This window comes from Paenibacillus terrae HPL-003, from assembly GCF_000235585.1.
In the GTDB taxonomy this organism is placed as follows: Bacteria; Bacillota; Bacilli; order Paenibacillales; family Paenibacillaceae; genus Paenibacillus; species Paenibacillus terrae_B.
The window spans coordinates 2323407-2338155 of the sequence record NC_016641.1; the positions used below are offsets into that span (position 1 = coordinate 2323407).

The 14749-nt window shown below is 42.7% G+C and carries 9 protein-coding genes; 7 read left to right on the top strand and 2 right to left on the bottom strand.

The features are described from left to right. Positions 1-64: 64 nt before the first annotated feature. Both HPL003_RS10665 and HPL003_RS10670 read right to left on the bottom strand, forming a co-directional pair. Positions 65-1039 carry a bile acid:sodium symporter family protein gene (locus HPL003_RS10665; protein WP_014279643.1) on the bottom strand — a complete coding sequence of 325 codons (975 nt, stop codon included), beginning with the start codon at positions 1037-1039 and terminating at the stop codon, positions 65-67. Positions 1040-1153: 114 nt separating this feature from the next. Then, entirely contained in the window at positions 1154-2035 is an 882-nt protein-coding gene (locus HPL003_RS10670; RefSeq protein WP_014279644.1) for an AraC family transcriptional regulator, read from the bottom strand. Between the two features lie 136 nt (positions 2036-2171). On the opposite strand from HPL003_RS10670, the gene HPL003_RS10675 reads away from it, so the two are divergent. From HPL003_RS10675 to HPL003_RS10705, 7 genes are all read left to right on the top strand, one after another. Beyond that, positions 2172-5522: a DUF5107 domain-containing protein gene (locus tag HPL003_RS10675; RefSeq protein ID WP_014279645.1), complete on the top strand. Its 3351-nt coding sequence runs from the start codon at positions 2172-2174 to the stop codon at positions 5520-5522. Then, on the top strand, positions 5515-6801 hold the full coding sequence (locus HPL003_RS10680; protein WP_014279646.1) for a cellulase-like family protein: 1287 nt from the start codon (positions 5515-5517) through the stop codon (positions 6799-6801). The genes HPL003_RS10675 and HPL003_RS10680 overlap by 8 nt, the downstream gene beginning before the upstream one ends. 81 nt (positions 6802-6882) lie before the next feature. Continuing rightward, entirely contained in the window at positions 6883-9267 is a 2385-nt protein-coding gene (locus tag HPL003_RS10685) for a beta-galactosidase (RefSeq protein WP_014279647.1), read from the top strand. Positions 9268-9534: 267 nt separating this feature from the next. Then, positions 9535-10302, top strand: coding sequence for an alpha/beta fold hydrolase (locus tag HPL003_RS10690; RefSeq protein WP_014279648.1), 768 nt, complete (start codon positions 9535-9537; stop codon positions 10300-10302). 212 nt (positions 10303-10514) lie between these two features. Next, on the top strand, positions 10515-11255 hold the full coding sequence (locus tag HPL003_RS10695; protein WP_014279649.1) for a LytR/AlgR family response regulator transcription factor: 741 nt from the start codon (positions 10515-10517) through the stop codon (positions 11253-11255). Between the two features lies 1 nt (position 11256). Next, the gene (locus HPL003_RS10700; RefSeq protein ID WP_014279650.1) at positions 11257-12558 is read left to right on the top strand and encodes an ATP-binding protein; all 1302 of its coding nucleotides are present in this window, start codon (positions 11257-11259) and stop codon (positions 12556-12558) included. Positions 12559-12682: 124 nt separating this feature from the next. Then, positions 12683-14722 (top strand): serine hydrolase domain-containing protein, encoded by a 2040-nt coding sequence (locus HPL003_RS10705; RefSeq protein WP_014279651.1) that lies wholly within the window; start codon positions 12683-12685, stop codon positions 14720-14722. Positions 14723-14749: the final 27 nt, after the last annotated feature.

The window sequence follows — 14749 nt, forward strand, 5'->3', positions numbered from 1 at the left end:
CCCTGTATCCAAAAGGAGTAAAGGGAGCCGAACAAAGATACATTTGCCGCTGCTCCCCTTCGCTTTAAGAGGCAGAGGCTGTGCTGTGCTTCTCCTTGGTCTTGCCGCGGTCGCGACGACTCAGCAGAAATCCGACCAGAGATGCCGTGGATTGCTGGAATATCATTCCGAGCACAACAGGCAGCGCTACCGGGGCTGGGAAATAGGTGATGGCAAGCACGGCTCCCGCGCTGATATTGCGCATGCCGCCGTTAAAGACAAGCGCCGTACGGTCCGCATTGTTCCACCGCATCAGCCCTGAGATCAGATAACCAATCGCATATCCGGTAGAAGCAAGGACGATTATCGACAGGCATACTCCGACGAGCTTAAGATTAAAATCGACCAGATAAGGTGCGATTACAGATCCGTTAATCATCACGACAAGAGCCATGGCCAGCTTGGAGAATGGGCCCAGCCGAGGCCCCCATACCTGCTTGATCTTCCCTTTGGTCCATTCGTTCAACAACATACCGATTAGTGAAGGAACGACAATCATCCAAAACAGGCTCTGCATCATCGCCCAGGTGTCAAGCTGCACATCCGCTCCGATCAGTAGGGACATGATGCCGGGCACGGCGAATGGAGCCAAAATCGTATCGATCAGAATAATGGCCAATGTCAGCGCCGTATTGCCTTTGTAGATGTTGACCCATACGAAGCTGGAAATGCCCGTAGGGATAGCTGCGCCAAGAATAAGCCCGGTAATCGTATAAGGATCGTCGCCGAAAGCCAGATGCCCCAGCATCATGGCGAGAAGCGGCATGGCCAGATGAAGAATAAACAGACAGGCGATCAGCGGACCGGGATGCTTTATCACATGGACAAAATCCTTGAAACCCATGCTGATGCTGCCCGCGAAGGTCATGAACGCAAACAGCCAGGGAGAGAGTTCGGTGTATTCCGACAACGACGTACCGACCAGGACGCCAATTAGTATGCTGGTGGGCGTGATTAGCGGCATAGCTGCATTTAGTCTTCGATTCAACGTTACGAGCATACACAACTTCCTTTTTTAACCTTAAGTATAGACCTTGCACTCCCGATTCGTAAATGATCTGTGACCTTGCGGTAGCCGGATAGAAGCAAATTGAACGCTCCTGGTGAACTTAGATCAGCCCTTCAGATTATTTCGGTATTCCAAAGGAGAGCAGCCCATTATTTTTTTGAACAGTCTGGAGAAGTAGTAAGGGTCCCTAAAACCGAGCTGTATGCTAATTTCTTTTATAGAAGCATTCGTTAAGTCCAAAAGCTGACCGGCCCTCTGTATCTTCATTCTTAAATAGTAATCGACAGGAGAGTAGCCGGTTGATTGCTTGAATATCAAGTTTAAATGCTGCTTGGATACTTGAACATGCCGGCTAAGCTCCTCCAACGAAACGGTGGATTCCAATTGTTCGCTCATATAACGTGTTGCCTTATCAACATGACTCTGGTACGTACTGTCTTCCTTGCGAAATGCAACGGATAAAACAAAACTCAGCAGATAACGAACAGTTTGCGACACTTGAACTAAATGTATAATGGAGTATGATTTGTTCAATAAAAGGTCGTAACACTGATGAAACAGCTCCAGTAGTTTGACTTCATCACTGGCAGCCATCGTTACATACGTTTTAAAAGGCTCAAACAATACCATGAAATCGTTAATTTGATCCCCTTTGAGATGAAACCAGTAAATAGTCCAAGGATCTTCATCGTCAGCCCCATAAGCATGCGGCATGTCCCTGGGAATGTAAGCAAAGCTTCGTTCCGTCATGGAGATGGTTATGTTATCCTCCGTTCGTACCCAACCTTTTCCGCGGGCGCAGTAAATGAATATATGAGAGTCACAGCCATGCGTTCTTTCGCGAAAATGATGGCGGGCATGGCTAAAGCAGCCTATATCCGTAATATATAGATTACGTGTAAGCGGATTCAATTTTAATTTATTCAACATATAGGGTGGAAGGACATATAACTTTTCACCCTCAAATCCATCAGCTTTCTTATTCATAATTTATTCATCTCCCAGTTGGGTGCGGCTTTAATGATAAAATACGTATATAATCCATCATAAACAGGGGATTGTCAATTGTCTGTAATGGTGCTTGCTTGTAAGCTCTGAATATAAGAGCGACTACAAAGGAGTGATGGATTTGAGCAACTTCGATGCTAAGGCACGCGTGTGGGAGGAGACCGTGCAGATCCCTACGTACGGCATTGGCAAACCCGACAAAAATCCAATGTTTCTGGAGAAACGTGTCTACCAAGGAAGTTCCGGTCGAGTGTATCCACATCCGGTCATTGATAAAATTGAGGATGATAAGAAACTTGAAAATTATCAATTGGTTTTTCTGGAAAATAAATATTTGCGTATTGAGATCATGCCAGAGCTTGGAGGCCGCATTTATCGTGCGGTCGACAAGACTAACGGTTACGATTTTGTTTATTACAACAGGGTCATCAAACCAGCACTTGTTGGCTTGTTGGGACCATGGATATCGGGAGGCATAGAGTTTAACTGGCCGCAGCATCACCGTCCCAACACTTACGGACCGGTCGAATACAAGCTGGAAGAACATGAGAACGGTAGCGCGACGGTATGGGTGAGCGAAATTGACCGCATGTTCGGCACGAAAGTAACAGCTGGTTTTACACTTCAGCCGGATAAAGCCTACCTTAAAATGGGGGTCCAGCTATACAACAGGACTGCTGAGCCTCAAACATTTCTGTGGTGGGCCAATCCAGCCGTAGCGGTACATGATCACACTCAATCTGTTTTTCCTCCGGACGTATCAGCTGTGTTCGATCACGGAAAGCGAGATGTATCCCGTTTTCCAATCGCTACAGGCACTTATTATAAAATGGATTATTCTGAAGGCGTAGATATTTCCCGATACAAAAATATTCCTGTACCCACTTCATATATGGCCTATAAATCGGACTACAATTTCATAGGTGGTTACGACCATATGAAACAAGCCGGGCTTTTGCATGTGGCCAACCATCACATCTCTCCCGGGAAAAAGCAATGGACATGGGGCAATGGCGAATTCGGCCAGGCATGGGACCGGAATCTAACGGACGAAGACGGTCCTTACATCGAATTGATGACGGGGGTATATACCGATAACCAACCAGATTTTACTTGGCTTCAGCCGTACGAAGAAAAATCGTTCTCGCAGTATTTTATGCCTTACAAACATATTGGTATTGTCAAAAACGCTTCAATTGACGCAGCTATAAGTTTGGACATTGATCGCAGCGAAGGGATAGCACAGATTGGAGTCTATGTGACTTCGCCATTTCTTAAAGCCGCTGTGGAATTAAGTAGCCAGCGGAGAATGTATATTAAAGAATCTGTAGATCTGGACCCCCGTATGGCTTTTGTACAGAAGATCGATCTCTTGACTGAGGATGAGGATTATGAACTATGCTTAACCGTCAAAGACGCAGCAGGGAGGGAGCTGATTAGCTACCAGCCGAAGAAAAAGGAAGTTGAGCAGATGCCAGCTGCGGCAGCCCCCCTGCCGGAACCGGAGGAATTAAGAACTAACGAAGAATTGTATCTGGCAGGACAACACTTGGAGCAATACCGTCATGCTACCTTTGAACCCGAGGCGTATTATCTTGAGGGCCTGAAAAGAGATAAAAATGATAGCCGCATAAATGTGGCATATGGTACGTTGCTTCTTCGTAGAGGATTGTATTCAGAAAGCGAAGCGTGTTTCCGTAGAGCAATTTCGCGGTTAACCTGGCGCAACTCTAATCCCTATGACGGTGAGGCCTACTATCAGCTTGGTTTGTCACTTAAGCACCAAGGGCGGATTGATGAGGCGTTCTCTGCATTTTATAAATCAGTATGGAGTGCGGCATGGCAAGATAGCGGGTATTTCTCACTTGCGCAGATTGCGACAGAAAAAGGGAATTATGAAGAGGCATTGGAGTTGGTGGAGCGTTCAATCATCCGAAATGCTCGCAACTACAAAGCACGCAACCTTAAGTCGGCCATTTTTCGTAAGCTTGGCAACTACGAAGCGGCAATCGCCTTTTCCAAGGAAACGATTACGCTCGATATCGCCGATTTTGGAGCTTACCGTGAGCAAGCATTATCATTAGAGGCTTTCGGTTTACGATCTGATGCTAAAACGGTCTTCGAAGAGCTGAAAAAATGGATGCGTGGAGATGTACACAACTATATAGCCATAGCATCGGACTATGCGGCGACAGGACTCTATGAGGATGCGGCATTCGTGCTGGAAGGAGCTCCAGTGCAGGCGCAAACATACCCTATGCTTCATTACATTCAGGCCTTCTGCTATGCTAAAATCGGCAAGCTTGAGCAGGCGAACAGGACTCTCGCTCAGGCAGCCGAAGCAGCGCCTGATTACTGCTTTCCTAACAGTCTGTTTGAGTTGGATGTGTTGCAATTTGCAGTTCGAACAAAACCGGAGGATGGAAAGGCACATTATTACTTAGGCAATTTACTCTATGATAAGAAACGGCATTTGGATGCCATTGCTTGCTGGGAAGCATCTCGTTCCATTGATGATACCTATCCCGTCGTTCACCGTAATCTTGCTCTTGGATATTTTAACAAACAAGGCCAAATAGAGAAGGCTCGCCATTCGTTAGAGCAGGCCTTTGCATGCAATACATCAGACGCGCGTGTTCTTTATGAGCTTGACCAGCTTTATAAGAAGCTGAATATCAAGCCTGACGACAGATTGAACCTGCTGGAGAGTTATCCGGGGATCGTGAAGCTTCGCGATGATCTGTTTTTGGAATATGTAACCGTTCACAATACGATGAAGCAGCATAAGATAGCGTTGTCCTTGCTGGCAGGAAGAACATTTCATCCATGGGAAGGCGGAGAGGGTAAGGTAACCGGACAGTATAGGCTTGCCAAAATAGAGCTTGCCAAGTCCGACCTGAGGTCTGGACGGATTGAACAGGCTGTAAGAGGGCTGCGTGAGGCTTTAGTTTATCCAGAGAACCTTGGGGAAGGTAAGCTAAAGGGTTCCCAAGATAACGATATCTACTATTATTTGGGCTGCGCGTATGAGCTATTGAAATTAACAGATGAGGCAACGCAGGCCTTTTCCACGGCCTCTCAAGGACTGGAGGAACCCATCAACGCCATGTATTACAACGATCAACAGCCGGATATGATATTTTACCAAGGACTGGCCTGGAAGAAGCTTGGTCATGTGAAGGAAGGCAATCGCCGATTCAACAAGCTAATGGATTACGCTGAAAGACACTTGTTCGATACAGTGAAAATGGATTACTTCGCGGTTTCATTACCCGACTTTCTCATTTTTGAAGATGATTTGGATATTCGTAATCAGATCCATTGTACTTATATGAAAGCACTTGGTTTGCTTGGATTAGGGCGACAGGACGAAGCTATCCTGCATTTTGAATCTGTGCTTAAGCTGGAAGCTAACCACCAAGGAGCATTGAATCATACGGACTGGGAGGGGAGCTCAAATGAGTAATCTCTTAAGAAATGTACCGCGCAAATTGACGATCACAATGTGGGACTTCTCTTGGTATACAATGACACAGGAAGGTGAGCCCTACAGCGATCTTGCAACCCGTTTTAAAGAAGCGGTCGAAAGAGGCTATAATACGATCCGAATATGTGCTATGCCATTCATGTTGTTTACGGCGGATGGCAAACGCCCCGGACCCTTAAAGTTTGCGAGCCTTGGGGAAGTAGGTCAGCGTACGCGCTGGTATAACTGTCGCGGCGGTGCAGTGCTGGATGGGCATGCTCATTTGCTTGAACTGTTTAGACAAGCAAAGGCTCATAACTGTTACATTATGTTATCCTCTTGGGAATATCAGCAGAGTCCCAGCTTCCTGGCTTTTGCTGAGCTTAGAGATGAATTAGCTGCAATTCCTCCTAAGGAAAGATTTATGGCCATCGCAAGGTCGATGGATCAGTTGATTCGTTTCGTTACAGCAGAAGGCTATAGGAACCAGATTATCTATACAGAGTTGCATAACGAAGTGGAGTTTGGACAGTTGAACGCCATCGCAACGTCTCAAGGCATTGCGGAAACGAATGTACCAGCCATTATTGAAGCCATGCAGCCCTATGTAGAAGAAGCTGTTGGATATCTTCGCCAATGTCATCCCGATATGATGATGACGGCCAGCTATACGTTAAATGAAGCCTACCCTAAAGCTTACGTCGCGCGTAATATGCAGGTTGCCCATTTTCATCTTTATATTAAAGGGGTGCTCAATGAGCTTATGGAAGCGGCAGGGCTAGAGGATGAGTTGTCGCCGTTCCCCAATCCATTCGTACAATCCCTATTAAGAGAAGACGCTCCTCCATTTGCAGAGTGGACCCTGCCTCCAGAGCAGAATTGGCGAATGGAAGGCAATCCGGTTGGCATGAGGCTTATTTATTTGCACGACTGGGTGGATCCCGACCAATGGGATTTATTTTTGTACGATCGGTATGGAGACCATAAAATGGCCATGTTGCAGAAGGCGGACTCCCGATTGGAAGAAATTCATGAATGGACCCGTCATTCCGGCATTCCAATTGTCATAGGAGAAGGCTATGTAGGCTACACGCCGCTGTATGCCCAATTTGAAGAAGGTCCCGTCGGTAAATTTATCGCTGAATATGTGTTGCGAAAAGGAATGGCACTTGGGTTCTGGGGAATGACCCTCTGCTCCAACTGTGCTCCGCATCATCCGTTCTGGAATGATGTAGCTTGGCAGCGCAAGTGGAATCAATTTATCCTAAATTCAGATTAGAGTTTCTTCCTTGGACAACCTTTTGTCTCCGTTACAGCTGGTGTTGTTTCAATATGAACGAGTGAGGGGAGTGTGAACTTCATGAGAAACTATCGAATTACGGTCACAGATGATCTAAAGCATATTGTTAAAGGACATATCAAACTTGGCGGGACCAATCCAAAAGGAGAGGAGATCGGATTCACCAACTATTTTATGGAGAAGGATGGAGAACCCTTTTTCGGCATCTGTGGTGAATTCCATTATGCCCGTTATGATGAACGCTATTGGGAAGATGAAATTATTAAAATAAAAATGGGTGGCGTGAACATCATTGCAACCTATATTTTTTGGAACCTGCATGAAGAAATGGAGGGTATTTTTAATTGGAGTGGAAACAAAAATCTTCGCCATTTCATCGAGTTATGCGGTAAACATCAGCTATATGTCATGATTCGAATCGGACCCTTCAATCATGGGGAAATCCGAAACGGAGGGATACCGGATTGGTTATTCGGTCGGCCATTTGAGGTTCGTTCTAATGATGAGGGGTATCTGTTCTATACGAGAAGATTGTATAACGAAATCGGTGCCCAGATTAAAGGATTGTTATATAAGGAGGGGGGGCCGATCATCGGCACCCAAATCGAAAACGAGCATAATCATTCATCTGCCCAGTGGGCATTGACTGTAGGGGTTAATGATATGTGGTTAAACAGTGGAAGTGACGGTAATTCACATATGTTAAAACTTAAAGAAATAGCTCTGGAAGCAGGAATTGATACGCCGATCTATACGTGTACAGGATGGGGAGGAGCAACAACTCCTGTACCTGATATGCTGCCCCTATGGGGCGGATATGCCTACTGGCCATGGATCTACTATGGAGAGGGACGTCTGGAGGGGATGGACGAGCATCCTGCGACACCGGAATACATTTTCCGAGACAAGCATAATAATAAGATTCCGAAGAGCTACAATTTTGAGCCCCTATACGCCCCTGAAGATTATCCGTACGCTTGCTGCGAGATGGGTGGCGGCATGGTTCAGTTTTATAAATACCGGTTTGCATTTCCCTATCGTAGTGTTCCAGCGATGACTGTCATGAAGGTTGCAGAAGGCTGTAACCTGATCGGATACTACATGTATCATGGTGGTTCGAACCCTCGGGGTAAGGTTAACCCGTTCACAAATGATCTGGCTACACCTAAAATATCCTATGATTTTAATGCCATGATTGGCGAATTTGGTCAAGTAAGGGAATCCTACCAAAGAACAAAGCTGCAGCATTATTTTTTTTCAACCTTCGAAAAGCAATTCTCTCTAACGAAGACTATTCTGCCAGGGGATACGTCCCAGATGGATCCTTACGATGTGGATACCTTGCGATATGCAGTGCGCTCCAGTGCCGGATCAGGTTACCTGTTTCTCAATAATTTCCAAGACCATGTCGAAAATGATGACCTGTGCGATTTTAAGGTAAGCATTGAGCTGCCCGAGGAAACGATTGTCATACCTAGTCAAGGAGAGCTGACGTTAGGACGTGATAGCTTTGCCATATTGCCATTTAACTTCAATTTGGATGGAATGAAGCTCAAATATGCAACGGCACAGCTGATAACAAGGATAGAAGAGGATGGAGAGGTATATTATTTTTTCTTTGTACCTGAGGGCATGAAAGGAACTTATGCAATGGAGTCAAAAGATATGATCAGTGCCACCATCGACAAAGGTTCGATGGAGCAAATGGATGGGAGCACGGTCATTCAGGTTGCTGAAGAAGAAGATAGTCTCATCCACCTCGTATCTGAAAGTGGCAAAAAAGTCTCCATCTACACGATGACTGATGAACAAAGTCTAAAATTTTGGAAGGTAAACCTGCAAGGTCGGGACAGAATCATTATGACAAGTGCCAATGTGCTGGTGTCTGGGGCTGAGATTAGACTGGAATCGACGGATCAGGAGATTGTAACACTGAGTGTATTCCCGGATTTTGACGCCTCAATCACATCCATTTCCGGCGGAGAGCTGCTTGAAATCACAGAAAGTAAATTATTTAAAACGTATCATTTAAGGGCTCCCAAGAAAGAAATCCATTTCAATTTGAAAAGGGTTAACAACGATAAATTTACTCTTAATTTTGATGTCAATGCGTTTGACGGAATCAAGGAGGCTCTACTGCGTATCCAGTATACCGGAGACATCGGTTATGCTTTTATGGATGGCGAACTGATTCACGACAACTTCTGCAACCATACGACCTGGGAAATGGGTTTGAAACCATTGGAACATCGGCTCATGGAGCAAGGAATGTATGTGTACGTTTCCCCCATTCGAAAAGGTAAGGTTCTAAACAGCAATACGACCATGGCTGGCTGGAAAGAGACGACGGAGGAACGAATCGTGGACATCGGCTCAGTCAGCATTGTACCTGTGTATGAAATCAAAATCACCTTTAGGAGTTCTATACTACAGTCGGCTCTCTAGAGCTGGCTGATTTGTACGGATTATATTCGTGCAACCGAATGGGGGACTTACATCACCACACCTGAAATTTCCCCAGATAAAGCCTTTGAAACGGGAGAAATTTGAAAATGTTGTGTAACTCACAATATTTTCGGACATAATTACGATAACTCCTTTATGGTGAGCCAGCTTTTGTTAAAAGCTTTCGAAAAACGCATTGTGAAAGGTCTTTGCGTTTTTTTACGCTTTGTTTTTTTCTAAATATAAGCAGTGAGGATGTGTTTTGCATTGCCCAAAACCAATATAAACGGATATAGTATGCATTACACGGATCGTGGAAAAGGGACGGCAATTCTGTTCGTTCATCCTCCAGTGTTGACAAGCTCGAACTTTCAATATCAAATTCAGGAATTGTCCGATCGTTTTCGTACAGTCGCTTTTGATATTCGGGGTCATGGTCAAAGTGATCCTTCCAAGAAAGCGATTACCTATCCGTTAATTGCCGAGGATATGAAGCAGCTCATGGACGAGTTGGAGATAGAGAGGGCATTTTTATGCGGTTATTCGACAGGTGGCTCCATTGTGCTTGACTTTCTGTTAGCCTATCCTGATCGATCCCTGGGCGGCATTATCATTGGTGGCATGTCAGAAGTTGGCGATAGGGAATTGAAAAACAAAATATCACTTGGACATATGTTCTCCAAACTGGGATTGATCAGTCCGATTGCTTTCTCCACTGCTTGGAGTCAAGCTCATAAAAATTTATTCTTGTTCTGGTCGTTGTTTAACGATGCCAGAAAAGGAAACGCCAAAAATGCGGAGCAATATTACAATTATAGTCTGCACTATAACTGTACAGCACATTTGCAGGAAATAAATCATCGCGTCCTGTTGATTTACGGAGAGAAAGACAAACTCTTTTATCCATATGCCCGGTTGTTGCATGAACGATTGCCCCAAAACGAGCTGATTTTTATCGAAGATATGGATCATCGAATTCCTACAAGGGCAGCCAAACCATTAAATCGATTAATTAGCCAGTTTATAAGTCGCTAGGCATGATGTAAAGATTAAAGAGAACAGGGTCTAGACCTGTATGAAAAGCAGACACTTTTACTATTATAGCCATGTGAACTGGAGTTGAAGTGCATTTGAGGGATTTGAATGTGCGTTTTATCCAAAAGCTGTTTATAGATTATTAAAAGATTGTATACTGTTTAAACTATAATTCCATGCTACATGCAATGGGAATGAGGTGTACGTTATTTATGTATAGAGTGGCTATCTGCGATGATGAGGACAAGCAAAGAGAGCTTGTTAAAAATATGCTAGTCACTTTATCGATGAAGACCAATATAGAATTTAAAGTTGAGTTATTCGACTCAGGAGAAAGGCTGGTATCTCATTATCTAAATCATGAATCGCCATTCCATATCTTAATATTGGATATTGAAATGAATGGCATGAACGGAATTCAAACCGCCCAAAAAATAAGGAGTTTACATCACCTGGATGAACAGATTGTTTTTTTAACGAGCTACCCTGAGTACATGCTGGAAAGCTTTGACGTAGTCACATTTCAGTATTTAATAAAACCGATTGCTCCCCATATCTTTGAGGAAAAAATGATAAAGCTGTGTCAGTACTTTCAATCTCTAGATAAAAAATTCGTGATCATCAAGTCAGCTTATGAAGAAGTGCTTTTAAAATATGATGATATCATTAGCATTGAAGTGGCCAAAAGCTTAACCATAAAAAACAAACTGCATTTTGTCACCTCTACACAAACCTATGATAGCAAAGGGATTATTTCTGATTATGCATCAGCATTAAAGGACTATAATTTTCTACAGATTCATCGTTCGATTATTATAAACTTAATTCATGTCAAAAAATTTGCTGGCGGTGATGTTTTGATGTCAAATGATGTGAAGTTACCTATTGGGCGTTCTAAAATAAAAGAAGTTAAAGATTTGTATACCAAATTTATGATCATGAAGATGCATTAATATGATGGAATATAACTCCCTGCTTCTTATTCTTTGCGTTGTCCTTGTGATGTGCTTCCAAGTGAATTTTTACTTTAACTCGGTTTTTGATAAGTCCAATCGAAAGCCGAACAGATTCGTGTACTTCATTATTTTTGGGTTGCTGGATTCCTTATATTTAAGTGTTTATTTGACTCCTACGATATCTTCGATTTTAGCATTACTTGTCATATTTAGTTTAGCGCAATCGTATACAGTGGAAATCAAGACAAAGATCATTTTTTCTATCCTTTATGCTGTATTAATAACCATCGTTAATTTTATATCTCTTTATATTTTATATGCTGTAGGCTCCGTTAAAATTAGCAACTTTAGCCATTTGAGTGGACAAGATCACTTGATATCCTCTAAGGTCATGTTACTCAGCTGCATTATCATGTTTGCTGTCATTCAGATTATACGGCTATTCGCCAAACGCAGAACCTTCCCTTTGCAGCATCGTTACTATATTTTATTTTTAATCGTTCCCATCATAAGTTTATACCAGGTCAATGTTTTATCTGTTTATAGTGAAAAGAACATGTATTATTTTGGTTCTATTATTGGCTTTATTTTCTTAAATGTTTTTATCATATATATTTTCGATAATATCATTGAAAAATTTCAATTAATGCATGAAAATGCTCAATTACAACATCAGATGGACTACCAAGATGCTAACTACGAAAAAACGGTTCACAGCTTCAAAAATATGAAAAGAATCATTCATGATACACACCAACAGTTTTTGTATATTGAAGAATGTATCAAGAGAAATGAATTGGCTGAGGCGAGTGAACATATTAAGGTTACATTAAATAAAATCGAAGGAGCCTATCAAAGGGTTAATACCGGTAATCTGGTTATAGATGCCCTTGTCACGAATAGTCTTAATATTGGGCAAGCCAATGGCATCAAGGTAGATACCCAGCTTAACTTATATTCACAGAAAGTAAATATTGAACGTTATGATTTATGTGTCGCTCTAGGGAATATGCTGGATAATGCCTTAGAAGCATCTAAAAAGGTCAAGATTGCGGATGACAGGTACATTCTTATTAAAATACATTCCAATGAATCTGCGCTTTTCATTCACATCCTGAATCATGTGGAGAATGAAGTGGCCCATTTGCACAGTCAAAAATCAAACCCGGATATTCATGGTATTGGCTTAACCAATATATCCAGAATATGTGACAAATACGGTGGAAACATGACCATTGAAACGAAAAATAAAATATTTAATAATATGGTTTTATTGCCATTTTATAAGGACAATCCTTAGACAATATGTTGTTTAGGGATTGTTTTTTTCGTTTCAGGGTGCCTTTTCTATATAGAATCCTCGTTCATTGTATGATCAGTCCAGTCATAAAATCTGGTGAAGCCATAAGAGGAGGAAATATAGAATGAAGAAAATAATAGCTGTGTTCATTTCGGCTATGCTTTTTGTACTGCCGATGACGAATGCTTTTGCTCAAGGCAATCCTGAACTCATCAAGGAAAAGGCTCGCAATCTGGCCTCGGAGCTGGTATCCAAATACGGTGCTAGCGGTGTGCAGTATGCCATTATGGACCATGGAAACATCGTATTAACGGATAGCGTGGGTGTAAAGAATAAAGCAACCAACGAGCCGATCACCAAAGATACCATGTTCGGTATAGGCTCTATCAGCAAAATGTACGTGTCTGCTGCAACGATGATGCTGGTGGATGCCCATAAAGTCGATATTGATCAGCCGCTAACAACATACATTCAGGACTTTACAATGGCCGATGAAAGGTACAAAAAAATTACACCGCGTATGCTGTTAAATCATTCGTCAGGCCTTTACGGTGCCCACTTAAAAAATAGTATGTTATTTAATGACAATGATACAGAAAATCATGATGAGCTCTTGCTAAGGTTGCAATCAGAAACTTTAAAATCAAACCCTGGCGAATATTCCGTATATACCAATGATGGATTTCAATTGCTTGAAATATTGGTTGAGCGGGTGAGCGGTCTAAGTTACACTGACTTTCTGGCAAAGCATATTAATACCCCTTTGGGTTTGAAATCTACCAAAACACCTCTCGGCCAATTTGATAGACAAAAGCTGTCCAAAACTTATTTTCCTGGGATTGAGGGGGCCTTACCGGTTGAAAATGCCAATATCATCGGGACAGGAGGCTTATACTCCACCGCAGAAGAGGTGGCTATGTTTTCAGAAGTATTAACGGGGAACAAACCCGATATTTTATCTGCACAATCGGCAAAGTCCATGCAAAGTCATGAATATCGAAAAGGAATATGGGTACCTGAAGAGACAAACAGCTTTAATTATGGGCTTGGTTGGGATGCGGTTCAGTTGGCACCGTTTAGTGATTACGGAATAACTGCGCTATCCAAGGGGGGGGATACTGTTTTGTATCACTCTACTTTGATCACCATACCAGAGCATCATATCTCTATGGCTGTGCTTTCATCTGGAGGGTCTTCCATCTTAGATAGTATTTTTGCTTCTAACGTTTTATTGGAAGTTTTAAAAGATAAGGGCATCATTAAAGACATCCTACCGGATAAAACATTTGAGCCTCCTGTAAAAGCAGACATGACGTCTGATTTACTTTCTTATTCTGGACTATACGGTTCTGTGGGTACAACCATCAATGTAGAGATTAAGAACGGAGAGTTTGAGTTACCTGCTCTGGAGGGATTCGTCCCGGCGCAAAAATATGTGTATACAGGCGATGGACAATTCAAAAGCAGTGATGGCAGTGCAATCGTAAGTTTTGACAAACAAAAAAACGGGAAAACGTATATTAAGGCTAATATATATTTAAACTTTCCGGGATTAGGCCAAATGGTTATGGTGACTTATGAATATCAAAAGCTTGATGCCAATCCCCTTAATCCTACAGTTAAAAAGGCATGGGAAAACAGAAACGGGAAAAATTATTATGCTTTGGATGAAAAGATATCTTCTATTTTTTATTTGGCCCCATCATTTATAACGAAAAAAATATCCGTTGATCATGATGGATACGCAAGTGGTACTAAAATTGTGGATGAGAATAAAGCAGTTAATGCCGTTGAGATTCCTGTTATGAGTGGAAGAGATGCATTTGATTTGAATTTTACTACCAAGGATGGTTCGGAGTATTTAATCATAGATGGACAATCCTATATCAGTGAAGATGCTGTTAAACCCATCCCGGGCGGGAAATCAGTGTACACCATACCATCGAATGGCCAAGCCACATGGTATAAAATAGATAAAAACGCAGCCCATAAAACGATGACCGTCGATTTTCCAAAAGGTGGAGGGTTTGCTGTCTATGATGAAAAAGGAGAAATTGTAGATTTCTCAACTGCCAGCCACAACAATTCGGTTGTTCTGCCCCAAGGTGGCTTGATCGTTTTGGGTGGCAATGCAGGAGATGTATTTAAAATCCATTTGAATTAAGCGTATAGCCGCTCCTGAAAAAATTCA

Excerpts from the sequence above, each read along its gene's own strand:
- HPL003_RS10665 (WP_014279643.1), bottom strand. The coding sequence starts at position 1,039 with ATGCTCGTAACGTTGAATCGAAGACTAAATGCAGCTATGCCGCTAATC.
- HPL003_RS10670 (WP_014279644.1), bottom strand. The coding sequence starts at position 2,035 with ATGAATAAGAAAGCTGATGGATTTGAGGGTGAAAAGTTATATGTCCTT.
- HPL003_RS10675 (WP_014279645.1), top strand. The coding sequence starts at position 2,172 with ATGGATTTGAGCAACTTCGATGCTAAGGCACGCGTGTGGGAGGAGACC.
- HPL003_RS10680 (WP_014279646.1), top strand. The coding sequence starts at position 5,515 with ATGAGTAATCTCTTAAGAAATGTACCGCGCAAATTGACGATCACAATG.
- HPL003_RS10685 (WP_014279647.1), top strand. The coding sequence starts at position 6,883 with ATGAGAAACTATCGAATTACGGTCACAGATGATCTAAAGCATATTGTT.
- HPL003_RS10695 (WP_014279649.1), top strand. The coding sequence starts at position 10,515 with ATGTATAGAGTGGCTATCTGCGATGATGAGGACAAGCAAAGAGAGCTT.
- HPL003_RS10700 (WP_014279650.1), top strand. The coding sequence starts at position 11,257 with ATGATGGAATATAACTCCCTGCTTCTTATTCTTTGCGTTGTCCTTGTG.
- HPL003_RS10705 (WP_014279651.1), top strand. The coding sequence starts at position 12,683 with ATGAAGAAAATAATAGCTGTGTTCATTTCGGCTATGCTTTTTGTACTG.